Source organism: Thermobrachium celere DSM 8682 (assembly GCF_000430995.1).
GTDB lineage: Bacteria > Bacillota > Clostridia > Clostridiales > Caloramatoraceae > Thermobrachium > Thermobrachium celere.
Map to the genome: position 1 here is coordinate 1,178,712 of NZ_HF952018.1, position 25,821 is coordinate 1,204,532.

28 protein-coding genes, 2 pseudogenes and 1 other annotated feature (1 of these 31 cut by a window edge) are annotated in these 25,821 nt (G+C 30.1%); of the genes and pseudogenes, 2 read left to right on the plus strand and 28 right to left on the minus strand.

The features are described from left to right. Window position 1: a binding site (T-box leader), on the minus strand; it reaches 206 nt to the left of the window's first position. A gap of 143 nt (window positions 2-144) precedes the next feature. Beyond that, window positions 145-339 (plus strand): hypothetical protein, encoded by a 195-nt coding sequence (locus TCEL_RS13830; RefSeq protein ID WP_018662290.1) that lies wholly within the window; start codon window positions 145-147, stop codon window positions 337-339. Window positions 340-439: 100 nt separating this feature from the next. Here TCEL_RS13830 and TCEL_RS06335 read toward each other — a convergent pair whose 3' ends face one another. The 26 genes and pseudogenes from TCEL_RS06335 to TCEL_RS06455 form a co-directional block, all read right to left on the minus strand. Further along, window positions 440-1,741, minus strand: coding sequence for a DNA recombination protein RmuC (locus TCEL_RS06335; protein ID WP_018662292.1), 1,302 nt, complete (start codon window positions 1,739-1,741; stop codon window positions 440-442). 49 nt (window positions 1,742-1,790) lie between these two features. Then, complete coding sequence (locus TCEL_RS13475) at window positions 1,791-1,931, minus strand: hypothetical protein (RefSeq protein ID WP_018662294.1); 141 nt, start codon at window positions 1,929-1,931, stop codon at window positions 1,791-1,793. A gap of 180 nt (window positions 1,932-2,111) precedes the next feature. After that, window positions 2,112-3,527, minus strand: coding sequence for a coproporphyrinogen dehydrogenase HemZ (hemZ, locus tag TCEL_RS06340; RefSeq protein WP_018662296.1), 1,416 nt, complete (start codon window positions 3,525-3,527; stop codon window positions 2,112-2,114). A gap of 9 nt (window positions 3,528-3,536) precedes the next feature. Further along, the gene (locus tag TCEL_RS06345) at window positions 3,537-3,719 is read right to left on the minus strand and encodes a hypothetical protein (protein WP_018662298.1); all 183 of its coding nucleotides are present in this window, start codon (window positions 3,717-3,719) and stop codon (window positions 3,537-3,539) included. 62 nt (window positions 3,720-3,781) lie between these two features. After that, a complete protein-coding gene (locus TCEL_RS06350) occupies window positions 3,782-4,399 on the minus strand; it encodes an MBL fold metallo-hydrolase (RefSeq protein ID WP_018662300.1) in 618 nt (205 codons plus the stop codon). Window positions 4,400-4,410: 11 nt separating this feature from the next. After that, window positions 4,411-4,860, minus strand: a complete 450-nt coding sequence (gene dtd / locus TCEL_RS06355) for a D-aminoacyl-tRNA deacylase (protein ID WP_040683946.1) — start codon at window positions 4,858-4,860, stop codon at window positions 4,411-4,413. Between the two features lie 10 nt (window positions 4,861-4,870). After that, window positions 4,871-7,035 (minus strand): annotated as a pseudogene (locus TCEL_RS06360) (RelA/SpoT family protein). Between the two features lie 108 nt (window positions 7,036-7,143). After that, window positions 7,144-7,661, minus strand: a pseudogene (locus TCEL_RS06365) (adenine phosphoribosyltransferase). 2 nt (window positions 7,662-7,663) lie between these two features. After that, window positions 7,664-10,045, minus strand: coding sequence for a single-stranded-DNA-specific exonuclease RecJ (gene recJ, locus TCEL_RS06370; RefSeq protein ID WP_018662309.1), 2,382 nt, complete (start codon window positions 10,043-10,045; stop codon window positions 7,664-7,666). Between the two features lie 102 nt (window positions 10,046-10,147). Then, window positions 10,148-11,011 (minus strand): protein translocase subunit SecF, encoded by an 864-nt coding sequence (gene secF / locus TCEL_RS06375; protein WP_018662310.1) that lies wholly within the window; start codon window positions 11,009-11,011, stop codon window positions 10,148-10,150. Window positions 11,012-11,025: 14 nt separating this feature from the next. Continuing rightward, entirely contained in the window at window positions 11,026-12,264 is a 1,239-nt protein-coding gene (secD, locus tag TCEL_RS06380) for a protein translocase subunit SecD (RefSeq protein WP_018662312.1), read from the minus strand. Between the two features lie 19 nt (window positions 12,265-12,283). Beyond that, on the minus strand, window positions 12,284-12,943 hold the full coding sequence (locus TCEL_RS06385) for an HD domain-containing protein (RefSeq protein WP_018662314.1): 660 nt from the start codon (window positions 12,941-12,943) through the stop codon (window positions 12,284-12,286). Window positions 12,944-13,027: 84 nt separating this feature from the next. Beyond that, window positions 13,028-13,528 carry a gamma carbonic anhydrase family protein gene (locus TCEL_RS06390; RefSeq protein WP_018662316.1) on the minus strand — a complete coding sequence of 167 codons (501 nt, stop codon included), beginning with the start codon at window positions 13,526-13,528 and terminating at the stop codon, window positions 13,028-13,030. A 2-nt stretch (window positions 13,529-13,530) separates the two neighbouring features. After that, window positions 13,531-14,889: a thioether cross-link-forming SCIFF peptide maturase gene (gene scfB, locus TCEL_RS06395; protein WP_018662318.1), complete on the minus strand. Its 1,359-nt coding sequence runs from the start codon at window positions 14,887-14,889 to the stop codon at window positions 13,531-13,533. Window positions 14,890-14,948: 59 nt separating this feature from the next. After that, window positions 14,949-15,089 (minus strand): six-cysteine ranthipeptide SCIFF, encoded by a 141-nt coding sequence (gene scfA / locus TCEL_RS06400; protein ID WP_018662320.1) that lies wholly within the window; start codon window positions 15,087-15,089, stop codon window positions 14,949-14,951. 129 nt (window positions 15,090-15,218) lie between these two features. Beyond that, entirely contained in the window at window positions 15,219-15,611 is a 393-nt protein-coding gene (locus TCEL_RS06405; RefSeq protein WP_018662322.1) for a TIGR04086 family membrane protein, read from the minus strand. Window positions 15,612-15,659: 48 nt separating this feature from the next. Beyond that, window positions 15,660-16,796 carry a tRNA guanosine(34) transglycosylase Tgt gene (gene tgt, locus TCEL_RS06410; protein WP_018662324.1) on the minus strand — a complete coding sequence of 379 codons (1,137 nt, stop codon included), beginning with the start codon at window positions 16,794-16,796 and terminating at the stop codon, window positions 15,660-15,662. 10 nt (window positions 16,797-16,806) lie between these two features. Continuing rightward, the gene (queA, locus tag TCEL_RS06415; protein WP_018662326.1) at window positions 16,807-17,832 is read right to left on the minus strand and encodes a tRNA preQ1(34) S-adenosylmethionine ribosyltransferase-isomerase QueA; all 1,026 of its coding nucleotides are present in this window, start codon (window positions 17,830-17,832) and stop codon (window positions 16,807-16,809) included. Window positions 17,833-17,885: 53 nt separating this feature from the next. After that, complete coding sequence (gene ruvB, locus TCEL_RS06420; protein ID WP_018662328.1) at window positions 17,886-18,887, minus strand: Holliday junction branch migration DNA helicase RuvB; 1,002 nt, start codon at window positions 18,885-18,887, stop codon at window positions 17,886-17,888. A 10-nt stretch (window positions 18,888-18,897) separates the two neighbouring features. Then, window positions 18,898-19,497, minus strand: a complete 600-nt coding sequence (gene ruvA / locus TCEL_RS06425; protein WP_018662330.1) for a Holliday junction branch migration protein RuvA — start codon at window positions 19,495-19,497, stop codon at window positions 18,898-18,900. A 10-nt stretch (window positions 19,498-19,507) separates the two neighbouring features. Further along, window positions 19,508-20,002: a crossover junction endodeoxyribonuclease RuvC gene (gene ruvC, locus TCEL_RS06430; RefSeq protein ID WP_018662332.1), complete on the minus strand. Its 495-nt coding sequence runs from the start codon at window positions 20,000-20,002 to the stop codon at window positions 19,508-19,510. Between the two features lie 74 nt (window positions 20,003-20,076). After that, entirely contained in the window at window positions 20,077-20,643 is a 567-nt protein-coding gene (locus TCEL_RS06435) for a BofC C-terminal domain-containing protein (protein WP_018662334.1), read from the minus strand. A 64-nt stretch (window positions 20,644-20,707) separates the two neighbouring features. Next, window positions 20,708-21,448 (minus strand): YebC/PmpR family DNA-binding transcriptional regulator, encoded by a 741-nt coding sequence (locus tag TCEL_RS06440; protein ID WP_018662335.1) that lies wholly within the window; start codon window positions 21,446-21,448, stop codon window positions 20,708-20,710. A 79-nt stretch (window positions 21,449-21,527) separates the two neighbouring features. Next, entirely contained in the window at window positions 21,528-21,899 is a 372-nt protein-coding gene (locus TCEL_RS06445; RefSeq protein WP_018662338.1) for a CoA-binding protein, read from the minus strand. Next, window positions 21,896-22,555 carry a YigZ family protein gene (locus TCEL_RS06450; protein ID WP_018662340.1) on the minus strand — a complete coding sequence of 220 codons (660 nt, stop codon included), beginning with the start codon at window positions 22,553-22,555 and terminating at the stop codon, window positions 21,896-21,898. Before TCEL_RS06450 ends, TCEL_RS06445 begins: the two co-directional genes overlap by 4 nt. After that, the gene (locus TCEL_RS06455; protein WP_018662342.1) at window positions 22,548-23,210 is read right to left on the minus strand and encodes a HEAT repeat-containing protein; all 663 of its coding nucleotides are present in this window, start codon (window positions 23,208-23,210) and stop codon (window positions 22,548-22,550) included. Before TCEL_RS06455 ends, TCEL_RS06450 begins: the two co-directional genes overlap by 8 nt. Window positions 23,211-23,303: 93 nt before the next feature. On the opposite strand from TCEL_RS06455, the gene TCEL_RS06460 reads away from it, so the two are divergent. Next, window positions 23,304-23,498: a DUF1858 domain-containing protein gene (locus tag TCEL_RS06460; protein WP_018662344.1), complete on the plus strand. Its 195-nt coding sequence runs from the start codon at window positions 23,304-23,306 to the stop codon at window positions 23,496-23,498. Window positions 23,499-23,538: 40 nt separating this feature from the next. Here the strand turns inward: TCEL_RS06460 and pdxR are convergent, their stop codons facing one another. Together pdxR and TCEL_RS06470 are read right to left on the minus strand one after the other, a co-directional pair. After that, window positions 23,539-24,960, minus strand: a complete 1,422-nt coding sequence (gene pdxR / locus TCEL_RS06465) for a MocR-like pyridoxine biosynthesis transcription factor PdxR (RefSeq protein ID WP_018662345.1) — start codon at window positions 24,958-24,960, stop codon at window positions 23,539-23,541. 7 nt (window positions 24,961-24,967) lie between these two features. Next, on the minus strand, window positions 24,968-25,810 hold the full coding sequence (locus TCEL_RS06470) for a DegV family protein (protein ID WP_018662346.1): 843 nt from the start codon (window positions 25,808-25,810) through the stop codon (window positions 24,968-24,970). Between the last annotated feature and the right edge of the window lie 11 nt (window positions 25,811-25,821).

The window sequence follows — 25,821 nt, forward strand, 5'->3', positions numbered from 1 at the left end:
TATATAAATTTTAGCTTTATTATACAAATACTAAAATATCCTGTCAAGTAATATGTAAGATAAACAATAATTTAGTTAAATTTTTAGTAATATTGATATTTTTCCTTTCATATATATTAATGTAGATATATAAATAGATGCAATATGTATCTATTTAAAAACTTAAAGAAAAAAGGAGAATATTTTATAGTTAAAAAAAATAATAAACAAGAACCAAAAGAGGTTTTTATTTATGAATTGTTTAACAGGAGGGGAGAGTACAAATTATCTCTTTCCCTATACAAAGTGGGCGATGTATCCTATAGGGGTGGGGATGGATACAAGATATTATTTAAATAGAATTTCATCATATTTTTGCCCCATGTAATGATTTATTTCATTACATGGGGCTTTTTTTAATACGGTCTTAAAAATATGTACCATAGTTATAAAAGGTCTTCTACCTCTCATCGTCTATTAACATCTTCTCACTTTCCTCAACTGGAAGTTCTTGAACTGTTTTTAGTTTTCTCTCAATTGTTCTAGTCTTTTTTGCTGCATTTTCAATTGTGTTACTTGCCTCTTGAAGTTTCTTTTGTGTCTTTTCTAGTATCTCTCCAAATTTAGTAAATTCAGTTTTTACTGCTCCAAGAAGAGCCCATACTTCACTTGATCTCTTTTCAATTGCAAGCGTTCTAAATCCCATTTGTAAACTGTTTAAAAGAGCTGATATAGTCGTTGGACCAGTTACTATCACTTTATATTCCCTTTGAAGCATTTCTATAAGCCCTACATTTCTAACTACTTCTGCAAATAAGCTCTCTGTAGGCAAGAACATGATTGCAAAGTCAGTTGTATTTGGTGGATCTATGTATTTTTCAAATATATTCTTTGCTTCCTGTTTAATTCTATTTTCCAATTGTTTTCTTGCAACATCAACCGCATCTTTATTACCTTCCTCTTGAGCATCAAGAAGCCTTTGATAGTCCTCCTGAGGAAACTTTGCATCTATTGGTAAATATACATATCTATTTATATCATCTTTACCAGGAAGTTTCACAGCAAACTCAACTCTGTCTTGACTTCCCTTTTTTGTTGCAACATTTTCATCATACTGTTCCTTAGTTAATATATCAGAAATAATATTAGCTAAATAAACTTCACCCCAAATACCTCTTGTTTTAACATTTGTCAGTGCTCTTTTTAAATCATTAACACCACTTGTTAAACTTTGCATTTCCCCCAGCTGTTTATACAATGCTTCAAGCCTTTCGCTTATATTTTGGAAAGACTGCCCTAATCTTTTTTCAAGTGTAGAATGAAGCTTTTCATCAACAGTTGCCCTCATCTCTTCTAGCTTTTTATTATTATCATTTTGAATTTGTGTAAGTTTATCTTCTACACTCTGCCTAATTTTATCTAATCCTTCCGAATTGTTTTTTAATAAATCTAATAGCGTATTACTTACCATTTCTAATTGTTTACTCTGTAAATTTCCTAAATTTATAACCTGCTGACTTAAACTATCAGACATGCTTTTTATATTCTGCGAAATTTCATGTCTGTTCTGATAGAAGTTCTTATTATTTTCCTCTCTGTTCCTTGTCATTTCATCTTTTATTAAATTTGTTAACCTTTGTTCTGAAGAATCAATTACACTTTTAATTGGTTTTTCTAATTCTACATTTTTATTAGATTTTAAAATTATTACAATTTGCAAAACTATAATTGTAACCAATAAAAAAATTATAGCAGCATTCATCTAATCCCTCCTTTATATAAAATTAGCACAGAAGAGCTGTGCTAATTTATCATTTATTTTTTCTTATGTATAGTTCAAAAGCTTCAATTCCCCTTAATAAAAATCTAATTGTTAATATTGTAACATAAACCCCTAAAATTAAAATAGCTAAACAAAATACCAATGCAAACAATGCAAACGGTCCATACATTATATCACCTCCAACCCATATTTCCATTATACATTATATGGTTATTTTGTAAATACATTCTCTTTTGTTTTATGTAATAAAAAACCTAGGAGGCTTTTTATAAATTTCAATTTTAAAACCACCTAGGTTTTTCACTAAGTTGTATTTAAGTTTATATATACCTAGTTTTTAAAATTTACTTTATTTTTGTATAAAGTCAGTCAAAACATTTATCTTTTTATCTATCATCTCATCAATTCTATTAACATATTCCCTTACGTCTTTAACATTTGCATATCTTTCTATTCTGTTTTCATCCTCATAAATTATCTTAGTTATTGCATCTGCCCCTAATGATAAAATTGAAATATTTTCAGCTATCATTTGGATATTGTAAATACATTCTTTGCCAACTTTACTATATCCAACATTCTCTAAAGGACTTACCATGTTTTTCTGCCTGTACATATAGTATGGTATCATACCCATATCCCTACAACACTGTGAAGCATAGTTATACATTTCTATTGCATTATCAGTCTTATTTTTATAATCTATCTCATTTAAAATCGATGCTCTCTTTATCGCCATTGTATGAATTGTAATACTTTCTGGAGATAATTTAGTAATTTCCTGCATTGTCTTTTTAATTGAATTAATATCTTCATCTGGAAGACCAATTATAACATCCATATTAATATTATCAAACCCTAATTCTCTAGCCATAAGGAATTTTTCAATTACTTCTTTTACAGTGTGTCTTCTCCCTATTTTAATAAGTGTTTCTTCATTCATTGTCTGAGGATTTATACTAATTCTTGTAACATTAAATTCCTTTAATATTTTCAATTTTTCTTTATCTATTGAATCCGGTCTTCCAGCCTCAAAGGTAAATTCTCTGACTGAATTTATGTTTACATAATTTGATAATCTGTAAAGTATCCTTTGTATTTGTTCCTTACTTAATGAAGATGGAGTTCCTCCACCAAAATAAATAGTATCTATATTTAACTTATTCTTATTAATAAACCCTAATATGCAATCAAACTCCTTCAAAAGAGCATTAACATATTCATCTGCAAGCCTTTCATTACCATGAATTGAATTAGACGCAAAGGAACAATAAACGCATCTTGTTGGACAAAATGGAATTCCTACATACAAGCTAATCGAATTATTTGGTTTTGATAAAAACTTTTCTTCATTCTCTGCTACTTCAATTGTTAAATTAGCCTTGTCCTCACTTAGAAGATAATATGAAATTAGATGCTTTTTTATGTAGTCCAAATCCTTTCCTTGTTTTTTTAATTCATGTACAATTTTTGTTGGTCTTATTCCAACCAATATTCCCCAGGGAATAATTTTATTGAAATATTCACTTAACGCTTGTAGAGTAACTCTTTTTAAAGAATTCTTTATCGACTTTATGTCACTTTTGTCATAAGTTTCTTTTTTTGTAATATTGCCTATCTTAAATACAGCAAATTCATCATCTAAAATACTCTGTGCATTATAATCATCATTATTAAATACTATCTCATCCTTTTCATAAAAAAGGTTAAGAATTTGAAATATCTCATATCTATATTCATGTCCCTCTAGTGCAACTCTTACCATCTCATACACCTACAAATATTTTTTAGTTTCTTGTCTTAATCTTTTAATAAACTTTTCGCTAACCTTTAATTCTCTAGCAATATCATTATCAGAATATCCATTTTCTCTAAGTTCTGAAAATCTTTCATAATCAAGCTCATCAAGTGGGTTAACATAACTTTCTGAGTATCCGTTACTCCTTCTTTTTTTCATATTAACCTCTCCTTTTTWAAATTCAAATACATTGTTCCCACTTTGATGTCCTTATATGCAAATTATATTAAAAATGGATTAAATCTTTTTTCAAGTCCTATAGTTGTGTAAACACCATGTCCTGGATATACTCTTACTCTTTCATCAAGTATAAGTAGTTTCTCTTTAATTGACTTTATTAATTGCTCTTGATTTCCCTTTGGAAAATCTGTTCTACCTATTGAACCTCTAAATAGTGCATCACCTGTAAAAACAGAATCGCCTACTAAGATTGATATACCACCAGGTGTATGCCCTGGAGTTTCTAAAATTTTAAGCTCCATACCTCCAACTTTTAAAATATCGTCTTGTTTTACAAACATATCTACTTCAAACAACTTCATGTTTGCGTAAATTGGAATAAGTTTTTTTGTCTCTCCAGATATCAAATAATAATCTTCATTGTGTGCAACAACAACAGCTCCAGTTTCATTCTTTAACTTATAAACTCCTGCTATATGATCTGCATGTCCATGAGTTATGATGATATATTTTAGTTTAATCCCCATTGATTTAATATCTTCTATTAACTCAGTAGGATCCCCACCTGGATCTACACAAAATGCTTCATTAGTATTTTCGTCATAAACTAAATAACAATTGGTTTGAAAATAGCCCATTTCATAAGTTCTTATAATCATTTAAATCACTCCTAAAAGTTTTTCTTACTGTCTAAAAGAAGCGTAACAGGTCCATCATTTTCAAGCAAAACCTTCATATATGCTTGAAATTGTCCTGTTTCTACTTTATTAACATATTTTTTACATTCTTCAACAAACTTTTGATACATCATCTCAGCATAATCTGGTTTAGCTGCCATCATGTAATTTGGTCTTCTACCCTTTCTACAATCTCCATACAATGTAAACTGAGATACAACTAACAATTCACCTTCTACATCAACTACTGATAGATTCATTTTACCATCAGCATCGTCAAAAATTCTAAGATTGCATACCTTTTCAGCAAGATACTTTATATCGTCATCAGTATCTGCATCTTCTACCCCTAATAATACTAAAATTCCTTTTCCAATACTTCCTACTATATTTCCCTCAACCTCAACACTGGCTCTATTTACCCTTTGAACTACTGCTCTCATGTTTTCACCCCTAATTTCTATTTCTATATACATCAATTACACCTGTTAACTTTCTAAATTCCCTCATTATTTTTCAAGTTGTTCGGTATTTAAAACCTCTAAGGAAAGTTGTATTGTGGCTGTATTTTTTCTATTTGTTCTTGCGTTTATAGCCTTAACAGAAACCTTAGAATTTACTATTGTGTTTGTAATATCTGCAAGCAATCCTGTTCTATCAACTGCCTGTATTTGAATATCTGCAATAAATGAGGAAGTGTGCTCTCCAGTCCAATTTACCTCTATAACTCTATTGGGTTCAACTTCAGATAAATGTTTAAAATTTGTGCAATCCTTTCTATGAACCGACACTCCTCTTCCCTTTGTTATAAATCCAATAATATCATCACCTGGTACAGGATTGCAGCATTTAGCAAATCTTACTAATAAATCCTTTTCACCCTTAACCTCAACACCATGTTTTATTCCTTCGCGTTTTCTTTCTCTCCTTGACTCTCTTTTTTGATCTATTTCTGTTATTACTTTAGGTTCTTCTTTTTCTTTAAATAATTCTTCTTTTATTTTTCCTACAACCAACGAAGGTGATAGTGCTCCACTTCCAATTGTTGCATATAAATCATCAATTTGAGCATAATTAAAACGCTTTAGAACAATTTCTATAACATCATTTTTCATTGCATCATCATAAGGTATTTTTTGTCTTCTCAATTCCTTTTCTATTAATTCTTTACCTTTTTCTATATTTTCTTCCTTATATATCCTTTTAAAATACTGCTTTATTTTATTTTTTGCTTGAGAACTTTTAGCAATATTTAGCCAATCTCTACTTGGTCCCTTTGAAGTACTTGATGTTATTATCTCTACAATATCACCAGTCTTCAGTTTATAATCTAATGGAACCATTTTACCATTAACTTTAGCACCTACACATTTATTTCCAATATCTGTGTGTATTCTATATGCAAAATCAATTGGAGTAGAATCTACTGGCAGATCAATTACTGTTCCCTTTGGAGTAAACACGAATACCTCATCGGAAAATAAATCGATTTTAACAGTTTCCATAAACTCTCTTGCATCACTTGTTTGCTTTTGAAACTCAATTATCTCTCTTAACCACTTTAATCTATCCCCTAAATCATCACTTTGAATTCCTTCTTTATATTTCCAGTGTGCTGCAATACCGTATTCAGCTGTTCTATGCATTTCCCATGTTCTAATTTGTATTTCAAATGGTTGACCACCAGGCCCAATTACTGTTGTATGAAGTGATTGATACATGTTTGGTTTTGGCATCGCTATATAGTCTTTAAACCTTCCTGGTATTGGTTTCCATAAAGTATGCACAATACCTAAAGCTGCATAACAGTCCCTTACAGTATCAACTATTACTCTAACTGCTAAAAGATCAAATATTTGATCAAAAGTCTTATTTTTAAATACCATTTTTCTATAAATACTGTAGAAATGCTTTGGTCTTCCTTCAATATCGGCTGTTATACCTGCTTGGGCAAGTTTATTTTTTAATATTTCAATTATCTCATTTAATTCCTTTTCGCGCTCAACTCTTTTCTTTTGAACCTTATTTACTAAGTCATAATATTCTTCAGGTTTTAAGTATCTTAAACACAAATCCTCAAGTTCCCATTTAATCTTAGAAATACCCAATCTATGTGCTAATGGTGCAAATATATCAAGTGTTTCCTGTGCCTTCTCCTTTTGCTTATGAGGAGGTAAATATTTTAAAGTTCTCATATTATGCAATCTATCTGCCAGCTTTATTAAAATAACTCTTACATCATTAGCCATTGCTACTAACATTTTTCTTATGTTTTCTGCCTGCTGTTCTTCTTTAGACTTATATTCTATCTTACCTAATTTAGTAACACCTTCAACTAAAAAAGCAATTTGAGGGTTAAACATATTTTTTATATCTTCGTACGTATAATCTGTATCTTCAACAACATCATGTAAAAGAGCAGCACAAATAGTGTCAGTATCAAGCCCAAGCTCAATTGTAATTAAAGCAACCTCCACTGGATGCATTAAATAAGGCTCACCTGACTCTCTATATTGATCTTTATGTGCTTTTTCTGCTAATTCATATGCCTTTTTTATTAACTCCAAATCTACATCTAATTTCTGTTTTTTTATTTTATCAATAATTACATCAAGCATAGCCGCCCTCACTTCTCTGTTTATAATATATGGCTGGTATATCTACCAGCCATATAATTTTAAAAATATTATATATCAATTTAATTGTATTTGCAATTTTTTTCGACATTAAAACTCATATTTAATCAATGATTCTACATCATACTTAGATAGTTTTTCTCTTCCATTAAGCCCTGTAAGTTCAATTAAGAAGCACATGCCTGCTACTTCTCCACCAAGCTGTTCTACTAATTTAGCTACTGCTGCAATTGTTCCACCAGTTGCTAGTAAGTCATCAACTATTAAAACTCTTTGACCTGGCTTTATAGCATCCTTATGTATTTCTAAAAGTCACTTCCATATTCTAATTCATATTCATATTTAAGTGTATCAGCTGGTAATTTACCTGGTTTTCTTACAGGAACAAATCCAACTCCTAATCCATATGCAACTGGAGTACCAAAAACAAAGCCTCTTGCTTCTGGTCCAACTACTAAATCTATATTCTTATCTTTAGCATATTCAATCATCTTGTCTACTGCATATCTAAATGCTTCTCCATCTTTAATTAATGTTGTAACGTCTTTAAAACTTATTCCTTTCTTTGGAAAATCTTCTATTATTCTTATTTTTTCCATTAAATTCATTTTTATACCTCCCAAACTGCGTTATATAATAAATTTTTTAAACCTTTAATCTTTTCTGTATAGTCATCCAAAATAAGAGCATTTAAATCATTTGTATCTTGATTTTTTATTAATTTTAGAACATCGTTTTTTATAAATACCCTTATAAAATTGTTATTTTTTAATGTCATAATTATTTTATACATCTGATAAGGATTAACGTTATATTTTAATGCCATTTCATCAACTGTACCTGTAATATCATTATTTGATAGATCATTATAAACATTTAATATAATTTCTTTTTTTATTGAAACATCCCCATAAAATTCGTCTATATTTTGTAAAATATTTGCATCAATAAAATTGTAAACACATTTTGCTCTATTTATTACCTTATCATACTCATATAAACCTGGTAAAAAATCATATATAAGCACTTCTGAATTCATAAAATCAATTTCATCTACTTGTGGACATATTATAATTTGAGCATCAAATCCATCATTTTTAGAAAAAGTAACTTTATAAAAATCTGTAAAATACATTAATTCTTCAAGTGATTTTTTAGATGATACTAAGATATAACCCTTCTTAAAATAAACAAATTCCTTTAGGAAGTTTTCATCTTTATTAATAAATTTTATTTTATCTAAATTAATTTCTTCAATATTGTTATTATTATCAATAAACTTTAAATATCTAAAATAATTATTCTTGAAATAATCTGAAATCCATTTAGTATGAGGCCTTACTGCTTTAATCATTAATTGTAGATTTTTTGTATTATTCCATTCATTAATATCTAAATTGAATACTACATCTATGTTTTCCCAATCTTTATCTTTAAATTCATCACAGGCATTAAAATAAACTCCATCATAGGTAATATTATTTTTATCTAGCTGTAATTTTAAATGTTTATTATTATTTCCAACTACTCTCTTTGACAACACCTTTAAATTTTCCATATAAAATAATGGCGATGGATTACCAAATCCATATGGCTCAAGTTTTTTTATTACCTCAGCAGTTTCAAAGGTTATATCTTCCTCAGTCATCTCCATATCAATATACATCTTTGGTAAAAATATTTCTACATCTACTTGTTTTGCTAAATTGTTTAACCTATACCTTAGTTCGTCTATTTTATCCTTTTCTATTGTCAAACCTGCAGCCAATTCATGTCCACCAAACTTCACAAGTATATCTTCACATTTTAATAGGTTTTCAAAAAGATTAAATCCTTCAATACTTCTACCAGAACCTTTACATTTTCCATCTTTATCTTCACATAGTAGTATAACAGGCCTATGAAAACGCTCTACTAATCTTGACGCTACTATTCCAACTACGCCTACATGCCAATATGGGGATGATAATATTATCACTCTATCATTTGATAAATCATAATAATTTTGTATCATTATAAGTGACTCATTTAAAATTTCCTCTTCTATCTTTTGCCTCATCCTATTTTCTTGATCAAGATATTTTGCAATTTGCATTGCTTTATCTTCATCAGTAGTAGTAAAAAGTTCAACAGCAATTCTAGCATCACTCAATCTTCCAACTGCATTTATTCTTGGAGCTATTTGAAAAGCAATAGAATATGATGTAACATCTGAAATACCTGCAACATTTTTCAATGCCTTAATACCGCTTTTTTCACTCTTTTGTATCTTCTTTATACCTTCACTAACTATAATTCTATTTTCTCCAGTTAATTCGACAATATCTGCAACTGTACCTATAGCACATAAATCTAAAAAATCTTCAAATCCCGACAAATTATATTTCATCCATAATGCCTGTACTAACTTGAAAGCCACTCCACATCCTGCTAAATTCTTATTTGGATATGTACAATCATACCTCTTAGGATTTATAACAATAGTATTAGGTATCTGCTCTTTACACTCATGGTGATCAGTTATTATAATATCCATTCCAATAGATTTTGCGTATTCTACTTCTTCAATTGCTGTAATTCCACAGTCAACAGTAATTATTAAGTCTGTAGCCAATTGTTTTATATAATCTATAGCCTCTTTATTTATACCATAACCTTCATTTAATCTATCTGGAATATAAAATGAAACATCAACACCTAATTTTCTAAAAGCCCTAATAAGTATTGAGGTACTTGTTATTCCATCTACATCATAGTCTCCATAAATAACTATTTTTTCTCTTCTTGTTATAGCTAAATCTATCCTATCTACAGCCCTATCCATATCCTTTAAAAGAAATGGATTAAAAAGATGCTCAACACTTGGATTTAGGAATTGAGCAGCTTCTTTTTGCGCCTTAATACCTCTAGAGTTTAATAGGGCATTTATTATTCTATTTTTGTGAAGATTTTGGTTAAATTGCTCTAAACTTCTTATAACCCACTTCTTCATAACTCTTTCCCCTTAATTTAATTGAAACAAATATATTATAAATGAGATATAAAACTATTTCAATGGGGAAAATTAAAAATAGTCGGCCTTGACCGACTATTTTTATGCAATCTTTCTTTCTGTCCAATAATACCATATTGGGCTTGCAATAAATATTGATGAATAAGTACCACTTAAAATACCTATTATTAATGGTAAAGCAAAATCTTTAACGGATGTAACTCCAACTAGATATAAAGCTGTTATTGTAAATAATGTTGTTAATACTGTATTTATAGATCTTGTTAAAGTTTGTGTTATACTTGCATTTACAAGCTCTCTTTTTGTTGCAAAAGCATGTTTCTTATTATTTTCTCTTATTCTGTCAAATACAACAATTGTATCATTTATTGAATAACCTAAAACCGTAAGAATAGCTGCTACAAAGCTACTATTTACAGGTATTTGAAGTAATACATATACAGTTATTGTTACTAAAACGTCATGAATTAATGCAATTACAGCTGCTACACCAAATTTAAACTCAAATCTTAATGATATATATATAAGCATTAATACTACAGCTGCTAATGATGAATATATTGCATTTCTTCTTAATTCCTTACCAATGCTTGGACCTATTCTATCTGTTTGTCTTGGATTTGCATCTTTTAAATTATATTTATCCTTAATTTCTTTATATAACTTTGGAATTTGTTCATCTGTAATAGAATTACCTCTTATTGTTACCTCATCAGTACCTACCTTTTGTACTTGAGCTGATGAATCATATTTTGCTGATATTTTTCTAATTTCCTCTAAAACGTCATTGTTTGGCTCTGAATTCATTTTTATTGTAACAACAGTTCCACCTTTAAAATCTATACCAAGGTTTAAACCTTTAACTGCCCAAGCAACCATTCCAACAATAATTATTGTTAGTGAAATTGCAAACCAAACTTTTGCTCTTTCTATTACTTTTAACATTTAAATCCCTCCCCTTATGCTCCATACATTTTCTTGTTTTCTATCCAATTTGAATTAACAAAATTCTTTAATAGGAACTTTGTTACAGTAACTGCTGTAAATAGTGAACAAACAACACCTGTCACAAGGGTAAGGGCAAAACCTTTAACTTGACCTGCTCCAAGCCACATTAAAACTAAACCAGCTATAATAGTTGTTATGTTTGAATCTAATATTGAAGGTAATGCTCTATTAAATCCAGCATCAACAGCTGACCTTAATGATTTTCCTAATTTTAGTTCTTCTTTAATTCTTTCAAATATCAATACATTGGCGTCAACTGCCATACCTACTGAAAGTAGTAATCCTGCAATACCTGGAAGTGTTAATGTTGCCTTAAGTGCTGTTGTAAATATTAACATAGTAAGCATTATATAAACTGCAAGCGCAAGGTCTGCAATTATACCTGGTATTCTATAGTATATAGCCATAAATAACATAACAAGTGTAATACCAATAACTGCTGCCTTTTTGCTTGTTGGAATTGCATCTGCTCCAAGTGAAGGCCCTATAGTCTTTACTGTAGCTGGTACTAATTCAACAGGAAGTGCTCCAGATTTTATAATACCTGCTAGTCTTTTTGCTTCTTCTATATCCTTGCTTCCTTCAATTATAGCTTCTCCTGTTGTAATAACACTTTTTACTACTGGAGCTGAAACTAATTCTTCATCCATATAGATAGATATAACCTTTCCTTGATATTTTGCTGTTGCCTCTGCAAACTTCTTTGTACCAGATTCATTAAGCTTTAACTGAACTACTGGTTGATTAGTTTGTTGATTAACTCCAACTGAAGCATCCTTTATATCTTCACCAGTAATTACAATATCATTATTTGGACCTCTAAACGTAAGCTTACCTGTTTTACCTATTTGCTTTAAAGCATTTTCAGCATCATAAACACCTGGAATTTCTATTCTAATTCTATTTTGTTGTGTAACAGTTACAACTGATTCATTTACACCTAAAGCATTTACTCTAAGCTCTATAAGCTCTTTTGTTCTATCTATTGTGTCCTTTGATATATTTTCACCCTTAATTTCTTCTTCTATGTAAACTCCACCCTTTAGGTCTAAACCTAATTTTGTTATTGAACCTAATGATTTAATTTGGTAATCACCTATTATAAGTCCATTTGATAATATGTATGCAAATATAACTATTAATAAAGATGCAATTGTAAATTTTAGTCTACTTTTAGTTTTTAATTGCATTTAAATCCCCCTTTCAAAATTAGAGCAATCTTGCATCATTAATTACAAGTTGAAAATTAGTGTTTAAAAATGCAGCAGCTTTTCTACACATCATCATTCTTGCTAAAAATATCTCAAAATACTCCATAACTGGACAAATTTCTATATTTATCTTTAGATTTAATCTTATTATCTTTTCATCTGATAAAATTTCTACTTCTGATTTTTCTGCTGCATAGTTTACTCTGTCGTGTATATCAAATGTTGCAAATTCTTTATTTCTCACCCTCCCTCTATGTACATCTGTTTTATCTGCAATTATTAATGCAGCTGCTATATTGTTTACAGGATGACCATATTCTTCTTCATGGTTTCCAATGGCAGAAGCAATTAAAGCTATCTCATTAAAATCCATTCCCATTTCCTTTAGAATTCTCATTGATATTATTGCTCCTGTCTGTCCATGATCATGCCTACTTACAACGTTTCCAATATCATGAAGAAAACCTGCAATTGCTGCAAGTTCTACTTCCCTTTCTGAATATCCTAATTGTTTTAGGATATTTGAAGCAATATTAGATACTATTGTTGCGTGCCTTAGGCTATGTTCTGTAAAACCCATTGCACCTAAAAATCTGTCACCCTGTTCCATATAAGTTTTAATTTCTATGTTGTTCTTTACATCATTTAAAGTAATCATAGTTTCACCTCTTATATATTCTACAACTTTTTGATAATTCCTGCTAATTTATTTAAATTTTAAAGGGGTATAACCCCCCTTTTTTTATCGATATGCTTCAGCAAGTTCTTTATAATGAATTGCAGACTTTTTTATACTTTCTATTTCTTCATCTGTTAGCTCTCTAACAACCTTTGCTGGTGTCCCCATAACTAAACTCCTTGGTGGGATCTCTTTTCCCTGCGTTACAACTGAACCTGCAGCTATAATACAATCTTCACCAATAACTGCACCATTTAATATTACAGCTCCCATACCAATTAAACATCTATCTTTAACAACTGCACCATGAACAATAGCATTATGTCCTATTGTTACAAAATCACCTATTATAGTCGGAGCATTTCTATCTGAATGAAGTACACATCCATCTTGTATATTAACACACTTTCCTATTAAAATTTTATTTATATCCCCTCTTAAAACAGCTCTATACCAAATACTACTGCCTTCTTTTACTTCTACATCACCAATTATGTCAGCAGACTCAGCAACAAACACATCTTGTGCAATTTTAGGAAGTTTTTCAAAGTAGTTTCTAATCATATTTATTCCTCCATTAGTTTTGCCTTTATAGCTATTGCACATTCAACCCTCTTCTTCATCATTTTACATCCAAGTTCATAAGGTATGTGAATATCTTTATTAAAACTATAGTTATTAGCTTGACATCCTCCTGAACAATAAAATCTTGCCCAGCATTCCATACACTTTGGCTTATTATATATATGTCCATTTTTGAATGTTTTTATTAATTCATTATTTTCAATACCTGTAAATACATTTCCAAGTTTAAAATCTTCATTTCCAACAAATTGATGACATGGATAAATATCTCCATCTGGTGTTACTGCAACATATTCATATCCTGCACCACATCCAGAAATTCTTTTGTACACACATGGACCACCATTAACATCTATATTGAAATGATAAAACTTAAAACCTTTTCCTTCTTTTTCTCTTCTTACAATTTCTTCTGCTAATTTATCATACTGTTCATATATTGTTTCTAAATCCTCTTCCCTTAAGGACAATGGATGCTTGTCCTCTAATACAACTGGTTCTATTGATATTTCCTTAAATCCTTCATCCGCAAGCATCATAACATCATTATAAAAATCTAAGTTTTCTCTTGTAAAAGTACCTCTTACATAATATTGCTTTCCATCTTTTCTTTTCTCAACCATTTTCTTTATTTTTGGAAGTATATCATCAAATGTACCTGTACCGTCATATCTTATTCTTATATTATCATTTACCTCTTTTCTACCATCTATACTTAACACAACATTCCCCATGTTTTCATCAATAAAATCCATAATTTCATCAGTTAAAAGGGTTGCATTTGTTGTTATAGTAAATCTAATGTTCTTTCCTGTTTCCTTTTCTCTTTGTCTTGCATATTCAACTATTTCTTTAACCACTTTAAAATTCATTAGTGGCTCTCCACCGAACAAATCAATTTCTACATTTCTTCTTGGTCCTGCATTCTCTATTACAAAATCTATTGCCTTCTTTCCAACTTCTGCTGACATCAATTTTCTTTCACCTTTATAATCACCTTCAGAAGCAAAACAATATTTACACTTTAAATTACAGTCATGTGCTATGTTTAAACACATAGCTTTTATATATGATGGTCCATTATCATTTAATATAATATTTTTATATGGGTCTTCTGTATAAAGCATACCTTCTTCTTCAAGTTGTCTTATTTCATCATATGCCTCTTCTAATTGCTCTTTATTGTATTTTGTTTGTAGCTTATTAATTATTTCATCAAGTGATAGATTTTTATAATAATCTAATACATCATAAACAATGTCATCTACAACGTGTATTGCACCACTATTTACGTCTATTACTATATTCATTCCCATTTGCTTAAATTTGTGTAATTTCAACGTTTTTTCCTCCTTACTTAATAGTTAAAAAGCAGTAACGATAAGTTACTGCTACATGATTATCTATTTTCGCATTCAAGATTTGCTACTGTACAAGAAGTTTTGCATGCTGATTGGCATGAGTTAGCACATTCTTTGCATCCTGGCTTTGCTATGCTGTTCTTTAGAGCACCCATGTTTATAGTCTTTATATGCTTCATGTCTACTCCTCCTTTATTTTTAGCTTTTTACCCTTTAGATTATAACACAATGAAAATATATACTCAAGAGTTAAAAGTTTTTTATGCATAAAATGTTAATATTAGCTTAAGTAATTAAATTTTTCTTTTTTAATTTCTATCAGATAAAATTATACCAATCAAACCTGAAAATACACCAATAACAAGAGCCATAACAAGCATTATTATAAGTCCTTTAAAATTTATATTTCCCTTTTGTACAAACAGTGAAACCATAGCTATAACTACCATATAAAGTAGTCCAATAATTCCACCATGCAAATAACCCTTACTTTTAATTTTAAAGCATCCATATATAGAAGCATAAACAATACTCAATACTGTTATTATAAATGTAACAGTATCTACATGTTTAGGGTCCCAATTTGTATAGTGGAAAACCAGTGCAGTAATTAAAAGTAGAATAATAGATAGAATAACACCTCTTGAAATTGATTTTAAGTAAATTAATGCAATATTTTCTCTGATATCTTCCTTTGACATTAAACCACCCCCATACTAATTATATGAGGGTGGTTTTTATTTTTATGATTAAAAAGTCCATTTACCTTCGTTATAACCATATTTTTCAAAGAATTCTTCTTTAAAATCTAAAAGTCTATCCTCCATAATTGCCTGTCTTACGTTTTCCATAAGTCTTAATAGGAATCTTAAATTATGAATTGTTGTTAATCTTGCACCAAGTATCTCCTTAGCTTTAAATAGATGTCTTATATATGCTCTTGTATAATTTCTACATGCATAACAATCACATTCTTCATCAAGTGGTCTAAAGTCTTCTGCGTACTCTGCATTTCTAACTACCAATTTTCCTTTGCTTGTAAATACTGTTCCATTTCTTGCAATTCTTGTTGGAAGTACGCAGTCAAACATGTCAACTCCTCTAATAACACCTTCTAAAAGTGCATCTGGACTACCAACTCCCATTAAATATCTTGGTTTATTTTCTGGAAGTAGGTGAACAGTCCAATCAAGCACTTCATACATTATGTCCTTTGGTTCTCCAATGCTTAATCCACCAACTGCATATCCTGGAAAATCTAATTTTATCATCTCTCTTACACTTTCTTCTCTTAAATCCCTATACATTCCACCTTGAATTATACCAAATAGAGCTTGCTTTTCAGTATTTTTATGAGCCTTAAGACATCTTTCTGCCCACCTTATTGTTCTGTATAATGAATTTTTGGCATAGTCATAATCACAAGGATAAGGCAAACATTCATCAAAGGCCATTATAATATCGGCACCTAGAGCATTTTCTATTTCTATTGCCTTTTCAGGTGAAATAAAGTGTTTTGATCCATCTATATGAGACCTAAAAGTTACACCTTCTTCTGTTATATCTCTAAGTTTACTTAAGCTGAAAACTTGAAATCCACCACTATCAGTAAGTATTGGTCTATCCCAATTCATGAATTTATGTAGTCCACCAGCTTTTTCAACAAGCTTTTCTCCAGGTCTCATGTAAAGATGATATGTATTACTCAAAATTATTTGTGCTCCTATCTCCTTTAATTCTTCAGGAGTCATTGTCTTTACTGTAGCCTGTGTACCAACTGGCATAAATATAGGAGTTTCTATTACACCATGTGGTGTATGAAGTCTTCCAAGCCTTGCACCAGATTGTTTGCAGGTTTTAATAAGTTCATATCTTATTGCTCCCATAGTTTTCCTCCTATTTTATAAACATAGCGTCGCCAAAACTGAAAAATCTGTATCTTTCCTTTACAGCAGTATTATATGCATTTAATATGTTTTCTCTACCAGCTAATGCACTTACTAGCATTATAAGTGTAGATTCAGGTAAGTGGAAATTTGTAATAAGCCCATCTATGCATTTAAATTTATAACCTGGATATATAAATATATCCGTCCATCCACTTTGTGCTTTAACATAGCCATTTTCATCTGAAGCTGTTTCTAAAGTTCTGCAGGAAGTTGTACCTACTGCTATAATTCTTTTACCACTTCTTTTAACACTGTTTATAATTTCTGCATTTTCCTCATCAATCATGTAAAACTCTGAATGCATCTTATGCTCTTCTATATTCTCAACCTTAACTGGCCTAAATGTTCCTAAGCCAACATGTAGAGTTAAATATGCTATTTTAACTCCTTTATTCTGTATTTTTTCTAATAGTTCATGGGTAAAATGTAATCCTGCAGTAGGTGCAGCTGCTGAACCTTCAACCTTTGAATAAACAGTTTGGTATCTCTCCTTATCCTTAAGCTCTTCTTTTATATATGGTGGTAAGGGCATATTTCCTAATCTATCTAATATTTCTTCAAATACCCCTTCATATTCAAACTCTATTATTCTACCACCTGAGTCAGTGTTTTCTAAAACTGTACAACGTAATTCTCCATCTCCAAAAACAAATTTTGTTCCTATTTTAGCCTTCTTTCCAGGTTTTACTAAAGTCTCCCATCTATTTTTGTCTATCCTCTTTAGTAGTACAAATTCAACATTTGCACCTGTATCCTCTTTTACTCCAAATAATCTTGCAGGAATTACTCTACTATTATTTAAAACTAAACAATCTCCCTCATTTAGATATTCTAATATATCTCTAAAAATTCTATGTTCAATTTCACCTGTTTTTTTGTCAAGAACCATAAGTCTCGACATATCTCTAGGTTCAATAGGATGTTGTGCAATAAGCTCCTCTGGTAGATCAAAGTAAAAATCCTTTACGTTCATTCAATCACCTCAAATTATTTATTTATTAATAAAATTAGTTAAAATTAATTTAATTATTCATCATTCCTGTTTATATTTAAATGCTTATAGGCTGCTTCTGTAGCAATTCTTCCTCTTGGTGTTCTACTTATAAAACCTATCTGAAGTAGATAAGGTTCATATACATCTTCTATTGTATCGCTTGATTCTCCTATACAATATGATAGTGTATCAAGCCCAACAGGACCTCCACCAAATTTATTTATTATTGTAAGAAGAATTTTTCTATCTAAATTATCTAAACCTAATGAATCCACCTCAAGCATATCAAGAGCTTTTACAGCAATTTCATAAGTAATTATTCCATTACCTTTTACTTCTGCAAAATCTCTAACTCTTTTTAACAACCTATTTGCAATTCTTGGTGTCCCCCTAGACCTTTTTGCTATTTCACCTGCACCTTCTTTTGTAATATCCGTTTTTAAAATTTTAGCTGAACGCATTATTATATGGGTTAAATCTTCAACATTATAATACTCTAACCTACAAATCACTCCAAATCTATCTCTTAATGGAGATGTAAGCATTCCGGCCCTTGTAGTTGCACCTATTAAGGTAAATTTTGGCAAATCTATTCTAATTGAACGTGCACTTGGGCCCTTTCCAATTATGATATCTAAAGCAAAATCCTCCATAGCTGGATATAGTATTTCTTCAACACTTCTATTAATTCTGTGTATTTCATCTATAAAGAGCACATCATTTTCTCCTAAGTTAGTTAAAATTGCAGCCAAGTCCCCTGCCTTTTCTATTGCTGGGCCTGAAGTAATTCTAAGCCCTGCTCCCATTTCATTAGCTATAATAGAGGCTAATGTTGTTTTTCCAAGTCCTGGAGGACCATATAATAATACATGATCTAGTGCTTCTCTTCTATTTTTAGCAGCCTTTATAAAAATGTCAAGTTTTTCTTTAACCTCTTTTTGACCAATATATTCACTTAATGTTTTGGGTCTTAGACTACCCTCTATATCAATATCTTCATATTTTAAATTTGAAGCTACTATTCTATCTTCCAATTAAATCCACCTAACCTTTCATAAGATGCTTTAAGGATAGTTTAATTATATCCTCTAGTGAACTAGCCTGTGATATAACTTTTGATACAGCATGATATGCTTCCTTTTTGCTATACCCTAAAGCCATTAATGCACCAATTGCTTCATTTTCATCTAAACTATTTATACTTATTTGTTCTTCATCCTGAGTACCTTGAGTTAAATCTACATCCTTAAATTTATCCTTTAACTCTAATATTATCCTTTGTGCAATTTTTTTACCAACACCCTGTGCCTTAACTATCATTTTTTCGTTATTTGTAACTACTGCCAATATAAAATCAGATGCAGATACTGTTGATAAAATTGATATTGCTGCCTTAGGTCCAACACCTGATACAGATATAAGCATTTTAAAAATATTTAACTCTTCCTTATTTAAAAATCCATATAAAAGGGTTCCATCTTCTCTAACTTGTTGATATGTATATATCTTTACCTTTTCAGATTTATTGCCTAGCTTTTGCATGTCCCTCTGAGTCATACATATTTTGTAACCAATATCATTACAATCAATTACAACTCCATCTTCTTGTATTTCATCTACAAATCCCTTTATGTAGTATATCACATTATTCACCTCATCTCATCATAAAGAAATTACTCATATTATTTGTATGGGCATGGCATATTGCAATAGCTAAAGCATCTGCAACATCATCTGGTTTAGGTATTTCCTTTAAATTTAAAAGAACCTTAACCATCTGCTGTACTTGTTTTTTATCTGCCCTGCCATATCCTACAACAGCTTGTTTAACCTGTAGAGGAGTATATTCATATATAGGAATTTTATTTTTTTGTGCTGTTAAAACAGCAATACCTCTTGCCTGACCAACTGTTATTGCAGTCTTAACATTTTGATTAAAAAACAATTCTTCTAATGCAAAAGCATCAGGCTTATATAGATTAATTATATCATTTAATTCATCATAGATAATTTCTAATCGCTCTGGAAGTGTATTTTTTGTAGTTGTTGTAATTGCTCTATAATTTAATACATTAAATTTATTTCCGCTGTATTCAATAATTCCAATTCCGACAATTGCTATACCAGGATCTACACCTAAAATAATCATATTGTCCTCCTATTCGAAAATTTGTTCGAATTTGATTATAGCAGAAAAAAAAGAGGATGCAAAGTATTTGCATCCTACGAATCTAAGTCCTCATTTATAAATTCTTCTAATTCTTCATATGTTCTTCTTATTATACCTCTTTTTAAATCTTCCTGTTCTTGTTGAGGTAAATCGCTAACGTTTATTTGAGTAGTTTCTTTTAACTGTAGATTTCCGTATTCATCAGTTTTATAAATAAAAACTTTACCTTCACTTTCAAGTGCAATAAAAACATTTGGTGGCCATGCATTATCAATGTCCTTTGATACCTCTACCCTTTCAGATGTAAAGTAGTCAACATTATATCCTTTTCTTCTAAAATAATCTTCTGCAAGCTCTTTATTTAATCCAATAAGCTCTTCATTTGGTTTAATCTTTTCTTCAACTACAAAACCTCCAGCCTTAATATATCTGTCCTTTTTTATAATTTCAGTATTTTCATTTATAACCATTGAAGGTAACTGGACTGTTGTTTTAGCAGTAACATTATCCTTTTTAACCTGTTTATTGATATATCTTTGCATAGTGAAATATCCTGTAAAAAAGCTAGCAACTGATAATAGTATGATTGCTATTGATATATAAATCCTTCTATTAAGCATAATATCCCTCCTTAGAGGGATATTATAACCACTAATATACTATTTTATTCATTAAATTCCAAAATTATTCTCCCCATCCTTCTGGGAACTCTGCATTATGCCATACATTTTGAACATCATCATTTTCTTCAAGTTTGTCTAGCATCTTTTCAAATTTTTCTGCAGCCTCACCACTTATGCTTGCATATGTTGTTGGTACCATTGAAACTTCTGCTGATACAAATTCTATTCCGTTTTTTTCTAGAGCTTCTCTAACTGTTGAAAAATCTTCTGGAGAAGTTATTATTTCATAAACATCTTCTTCAGCAGAAAAATCTTCTGCACCTGCATCAAGTGCCATCATCATCAATTCATCCTCATTTAACTCATCCTTCTTTTCAACCACTAAAACACCCTTCTTTTCAAATAAGAAGGAAACGCATCCAGTTGTACCTAAATTTCCACCATACTTTTCAAAAGTATGTCTTACTTCACTAGCAGTTCTGTTTCTATTATCAGTTAATGCCTGAACTATAACTGCTACACCACTTGGACCATATCCTTCGTAAACTATCTCTTCATAGTTAACGCTACTTAATTCACCTGATGCCTTTTTAATTGCTCTCTCTATATTGTCCATAGGCATATTATTAGCCTTAGCTTTTGCTATTGCATCTCTTAATCTTGAATTGGCGTCAGGATTTGGTCCTCCTTCTTTTACAGCAACTGCTATTTCTTTACCTAGCTTCGTAAATATCTTAGCTCTTAATGCATCTTGTTTTCCTTTTCTATGTTTTATATTAGCCCATTTTGAATGACCAGCCATTTTTATGCCCCCTTAACATAAAATCCGACTATAGATTTTAACATATAATCATTAATTTTTCAAGATTTGAGGGGGTATATTAAAACTCAACCATTACACACTTCCCATACATTACTTCCATTCCATAATTTTTTGCCTTTTCTACTACTTCAAAGCTCTCTGCACCTGGTTGAAACCATACATACTTTATGCCCAACTCTGCTGCTTCATCTATGTATTTTTCTCCTCTGACAGGGTTAATAACCATATCTATTGCATCTGGTTTTTCTGGAAGATCCCTTAAAGAAGCAAATGTCTTTTCACCATCTAGTTCCTTTCCTGAAGGATCAACTGGATAAACTTTATATCCCTTATTTTTCATGAAATTATATATTTTATTTGCAAATTTATCTTTATTTGATACACTTCCTATCACTGCCCAAGTTTTTTTCTCCTTAAAAACCTCTATCATGACGGCACCTCCATAATTTTACCTTCATCATCAACAAAACACGTAACATTTTCTTCTTTTATATTTATTATATCATTACCATTAAGCATTTCAATTAAATCTTGTCGAATTTTCTGAAATTCATTAAAAAATGCCATAATTTCTATTGTAACAATTTCTGTAAACTCAACATTTTTTATTATAATATTTCTCTTGCTTAAATAATTATTTATTTTACCATATTTTTCATAATCACACTTCAACTCAAAAACTATAGCTTCGGATTCCTTTACCTTACCTGCTGCGTCAACACCCTGCTTACATGAAGCACTATATGCCCTAACCAATCCACCTGCACCTAAAAGAATTCCTCCAAAATATCTTGTTACTACGACAGCTACATTGTTTAAATTTTCTCTTTTTAACACCTCAAGTACCGGTGGTCCTGCCGTCCCTTGAGGTTCACCATCATCAGAATATCTCATGGAAATGCCGTTATTTGTAATGTAAGCATACACATTATGAGTTGCATCTTTATATTTAATTTTAATTTCATTTATGAAATTCATAGCTTCTTCTTCATTTGTAACTCTTTTTATATTACAAATAAAAATCGACTTTCTCTCTTCCATCTCTACCTCAACTTGCTTTTTTACTGTATAAAAGTCTTTAGACATCTTCTTCTCTCCCTTCAATTTCTTCTATAGCCCTTTTTGCATCTCTTATTATATAATCCTTTTCATTTACATTATTAATAATATATTTTAAGTGTTCTACTGCTTTTTTACTCTTTAATTTGACAAGCGCCTTTATTGCATACTGCTTAACCTGTGGTCTTTTATCCTTTAAAACAGAAATTAAAGCATCTTGAGCTTCTATTGCTCCTATTTTACCAAGGGATGAACAACAAATCCTTTTTATATTTCCATCTGTACACCTTAAAAACGCAACTATTGAAGAAACAGCTTTCTTTGATTTTAATTCTCCTAACATCCAAATATAAAACAAACACTCATCTCTATTTACAGAAAAAAGATTGTCAATTAGATACTCTTCTATCTCTCTTTTTTTATCAAAATCTAATTGTTCAATTAACACTACTCTCTCTTTTCTATTACATTTATATAGGTTTTTAACTATTTCACTTATATCCTTGCCTAATTCGTTAACTCTGTATTTTATCCTACATTCAATTATCTGTTTTTCTACGGTAAGTCTATCTATTCCTCTTATCTTTGATATAGTATTAATATCCTTTCCTTCTCTATACAATAGATAGCTTATTTCAGCATCATTTAATAAATCGATATTTTCCCATGATAATCTATCCATAAGCATCACCTAAATCACATAAACATATTTGTAATTATCAATTTTATATGATAATATATTTAAAGAAATTTATCAATGTATGGAGGTGTAACAATGATTACTAAGGACATGGGTATTATTGAAATAGTTAACAAATATCCAGTAACTGCAGATGTATTCTTCAAATATGGAATGCACTGTCTTGGATGTATGGCTGCAAGATTCGAAACACTAGAACAAGGTGCTTTAGCACATGGTATTGACCTTGAAGCTATGTTAAAGGATCTAAATGATGCTATAAAGAAATAATTATGTACATAAAAAGTGCCATATAATATTATGGCACTTTTTAAATAAACTTAAATAATTCTCCTCTTTGATATCTCTCATAAACTTCCTTCATTTTATCTACTGCTAATTTTAGTTCATCCCTATCTACAGTTCCAAAACTTATTCTAAAATAATTCGTACTTTCCTCATCTAAATAAAAGGCAGTTCCTGGTGCAATCAATATTCCTTCATCCTTCAACATACTAGCAAAAAGTGCTGAATCAACATTTGTACTACACCACAAATGTATTCCACCATTTGGCTTTACAAACTCTATAAAACTAGCATTATTTGTTAAATATTCAACAATAAAATCATATTTTTCTTTATATCTTTCTACTAAATATCTTATATGATTATGCCATAATCTTTTTCTTAAATATAAATCAAAGGCCCTCTGCATTAAACCAGAAGTAGATATGTCTGTTGAATATTTTGCACTTTGAATGTCCATATTCATATTAGCAGGAGATATAATATATCCTAATCTAATTCCGGGCATAAATATCTTTGAAAAACTTTTTAAATATATTACTCTATTATTTTTATCTATTGATTTTATTGGTAGAGTATTATCTCCATAAAATCTAAGCTCAGACATATAATCATCTTCAATAATATAAAAATCATACTTATTAGCTAAATATAACAAATCAATTTTTGTATCCTCAGAGTAGGTATAACCTGTTGGATTTTGAAAATTAGTCATAATATAAATTAATTTAACTTTATTCTTTTTTACTACATCTTCTAAAATATTTAAATTTATACCATCTTTTTCAATTGGAACATCAATAATATTTGCTCCACGAGATCTAAATACAGCAACTGCACCTGTATATGTTGGGCATTCTACTACTACATTATCGCCAAATTTAAGTAGTGTCTTTGAAATAATATCTATCCCCTGCTGCGCACCAGATATTATGTGAATATCATTTAAGTTTACTTCAATACCATTTTCTAAAGAATAATTTAATAAACTCTCCCTTAATGGCAAATACCCTTTTGGTTCTTGATATGTAAAAACACTGCCTCCATCTCTATCTAATATTTCATTAATAACTTCTTTAAATTCTTCTACTGGAAAATATAAAGGATTTGGCATCGAATTAGATAAATTAATTTTTATAAATTCATCTTTCCTTATTTCATCATTTTTAATATTTATTATTTTTTCATCTTTTTTGTTTAATCCTTTTACAAAAGTTCCACTTCCAATTTTTGTATATACCAATCCTTCTTGTTCTAAAAGTTTATAGGCATTTACTACAGTAATGTTATTTACTCCTATACTCTTTGAAAGATCTCTAATTGAAGGTAGCTTTTCGTCCTCTTTCAATGTTCCATTTAATATCATTTTTTTTATTTCTTCAAACACTTGCACATAAAGAGGATCTGGACTATTTTTATCAATTGAAATTGGATAGTGTTTTTTCATAAAATCCCTACTTTCTTAAGAAAAAAACTGAAGTAGTCCCTTCTCCAACATGACTTCCAATAGCTGCTCCAATTTCAGAAATTACAAATTCCTTTATATTGAATTCTTTTTGTATCTCCTCTTTAAGCTTTAGACAAAAGTCCAAATTATTAGAATAATTCATTCCTATAACTTGATTTTCAAGTTCATATCCTCTTTCCTTCATTGTTTCAATTATCTTTTTGATTATGCCCTTTTCTCCTCTTACCTTATCATAAGGAATAATATATCCATCACTAAACTGAAGTATTGGTTTTACATTTAAAAGTGTTCCTATCGCTGCCTGTGCTGTGGAAATTCTTCCGCCCCTCTTTAGCATGTCAAGATTACCTACTGCAAATATATGTTCCATTCTATCCTTCATGTATATAATTCTTTCTATAACTTCGTTTAAAGTTCTACCCTGCTTAACCATTAAGGCAGCTTCCCTTACAATTAAACCAAGCCCTACGGAAGCCCCCTTTGAGTCTATAACAGTAATATTTTCTGTTTCAAGCATATCCTTAGCTATACATGCTGATTGATATGTTCCACTTAATCTTGATGAAAAGGCAATGTAAACAATATGATAACCTTTATCTATATATGGTTTAAATCTTTCAACAAACTTAGAAGGAGGAATTTGTGATGTTTTAGGAAGTTCCTTTGTATTTTTTAGTTTTTCATAAAATTCTTTAGTTGTAATTGTAACTCTATCTTCATAAACTTCATCACCAAAGGATACCGTCATTGGTATCATTTCAACATCCAACTCTTTTAAATAATCCAAATCTAAATCACATGCACTATCGGCAAAAACTTTAATATGCATAGTATAACCCC

What these genes read in the sequence shown, in the direction of transcription:
- ruvC (WP_018662332.1), bottom strand. Translation starts at nt 20,002, where the DNA reads ATGATTATTTTAGGTGTAGATCCTGGTATAGCAATTGTCGGAATTGGA.
- recJ (WP_018662309.1), bottom strand. Translation starts at nt 10,045, where the DNA reads ATGAAGAAGTGGGTTATAAGAAGTTTAGAGCAATTTAACCAAAATCTT.
- TCEL_RS06345 (WP_018662298.1), bottom strand. Translation starts at nt 3,719, where the DNA reads ATGAAAAAAAGAAGGAGTAACGGATACTCAGAAAGTTATGTTAACCCA.
- TCEL_RS13475 (WP_018662294.1), bottom strand. Translation starts at nt 1,931, where the DNA reads ATGTATGGACCGTTTGCATTGTTTGCATTGGTATTTTGTTTAGCTATT.
- TCEL_RS06455 (WP_018662342.1), bottom strand. Translation starts at nt 23,210, where the DNA reads ATGGATAGATTATCATGGGAAAATATCGATTTATTAAATGATGCTGAA.
- TCEL_RS06335 (WP_018662292.1), bottom strand. Translation starts at nt 1,741, where the DNA reads ATGAATGCTGCTATAATTTTTTTATTGGTTACAATTATAGTTTTGCAA.
- pdxR (WP_018662345.1), bottom strand. Translation starts at nt 24,960, where the DNA reads ATGAAAAAACACTATCCAATTTCAATTGATAAAAATAGTCCAGATCCT.
- TCEL_RS06440 (WP_018662335.1), bottom strand. Translation starts at nt 21,448, where the DNA reads ATGGCTGGTCATTCAAAATGGGCTAATATAAAACATAGAAAAGGAAAA.
- TCEL_RS06385 (WP_018662314.1), bottom strand. Translation starts at nt 12,943, where the DNA reads ATGATTACTTTAAATGATGTAAAGAACAACATAGAAATTAAAACTTAT.
- queA (WP_018662326.1), bottom strand. Translation starts at nt 17,832, where the DNA reads ATGAACGTAAAGGATTTTTACTTTGATCTACCAGAGGAGCTTATTGCA.
- TCEL_RS06460 (WP_018662344.1), top strand. Translation starts at nt 23,304, where the DNA reads ATGATTACTAAGGACATGGGTATTATTGAAATAGTTAACAAATATCCA.
- hemZ (WP_018662296.1), bottom strand. Translation starts at nt 3,527, where the DNA reads ATGGTAAGAGTTGCACTAGAGGGACATGAATATAGATATGAGATATTT.
- TCEL_RS06405 (WP_018662322.1), bottom strand. Translation starts at nt 15,611, where the DNA reads ATGTCAAAGGAAGATATCAGAGAAAATATTGCATTAATTTACTTAAAA.
- TCEL_RS06450 (WP_018662340.1), bottom strand. Translation starts at nt 22,555, where the DNA reads ATGTCTAAAGACTTTTATACAGTAAAAAAGCAAGTTGAGGTAGAGATG.
- TCEL_RS06470 (WP_018662346.1), bottom strand. Translation starts at nt 25,810, where the DNA reads ATGCATATTAAAGTTTTTGCCGATAGTGCATGTGATTTAGATTTGGAT.
- tgt (WP_018662324.1), bottom strand. Translation starts at nt 16,796, where the DNA reads ATGGGAGCAATAAGATATGAACTTATTAAAACCTGCAAACAATCTGGT.
- dtd (WP_040683946.1), bottom strand. Translation starts at nt 4,860, where the DNA reads ATGAGAGCAGTAGTTCAAAGGGTAAATAGAGCCAGTGTTGAGGTTGAG.
- TCEL_RS13830 (WP_018662290.1), top strand. Translation starts at nt 145, where the DNA reads ATGTATCTATTTAAAAACTTAAAGAAAAAAGGAGAATATTTTATAGTT.
- secD (WP_018662312.1), bottom strand. Translation starts at nt 12,264, where the DNA reads ATGCAATTAAAAACTAAAAGTAGACTAAAATTTACAATTGCATCTTTA.
- scfA (WP_018662320.1), bottom strand. Translation starts at nt 15,089, where the DNA reads ATGAAGCATATAAAGACTATAAACATGGGTGCTCTAAAGAACAGCATA.
- TCEL_RS06445 (WP_018662338.1), bottom strand. Translation starts at nt 21,899, where the DNA reads ATGATAGAGGTTTTTAAGGAGAAAAAAACTTGGGCAGTGATAGGAAGT.
- TCEL_RS06435 (WP_018662334.1), bottom strand. Translation starts at nt 20,643, where the DNA reads ATGCTTAATAGAAGGATTTATATATCAATAGCAATCATACTATTATCA.
- secF (WP_018662310.1), bottom strand. Translation starts at nt 11,011, where the DNA reads ATGTTAAAAGTAATAGAAAGAGCAAAAGTTTGGTTTGCAATTTCACTA.
- TCEL_RS06390 (WP_018662316.1), bottom strand. Translation starts at nt 13,528, where the DNA reads ATGATTAGAAACTACTTTGAAAAACTTCCTAAAATTGCACAAGATGTG.
- TCEL_RS06350 (WP_018662300.1), bottom strand. Translation starts at nt 4,399, where the DNA reads ATGATTATAAGAACTTATGAAATGGGCTATTTTCAAACCAATTGTTAT.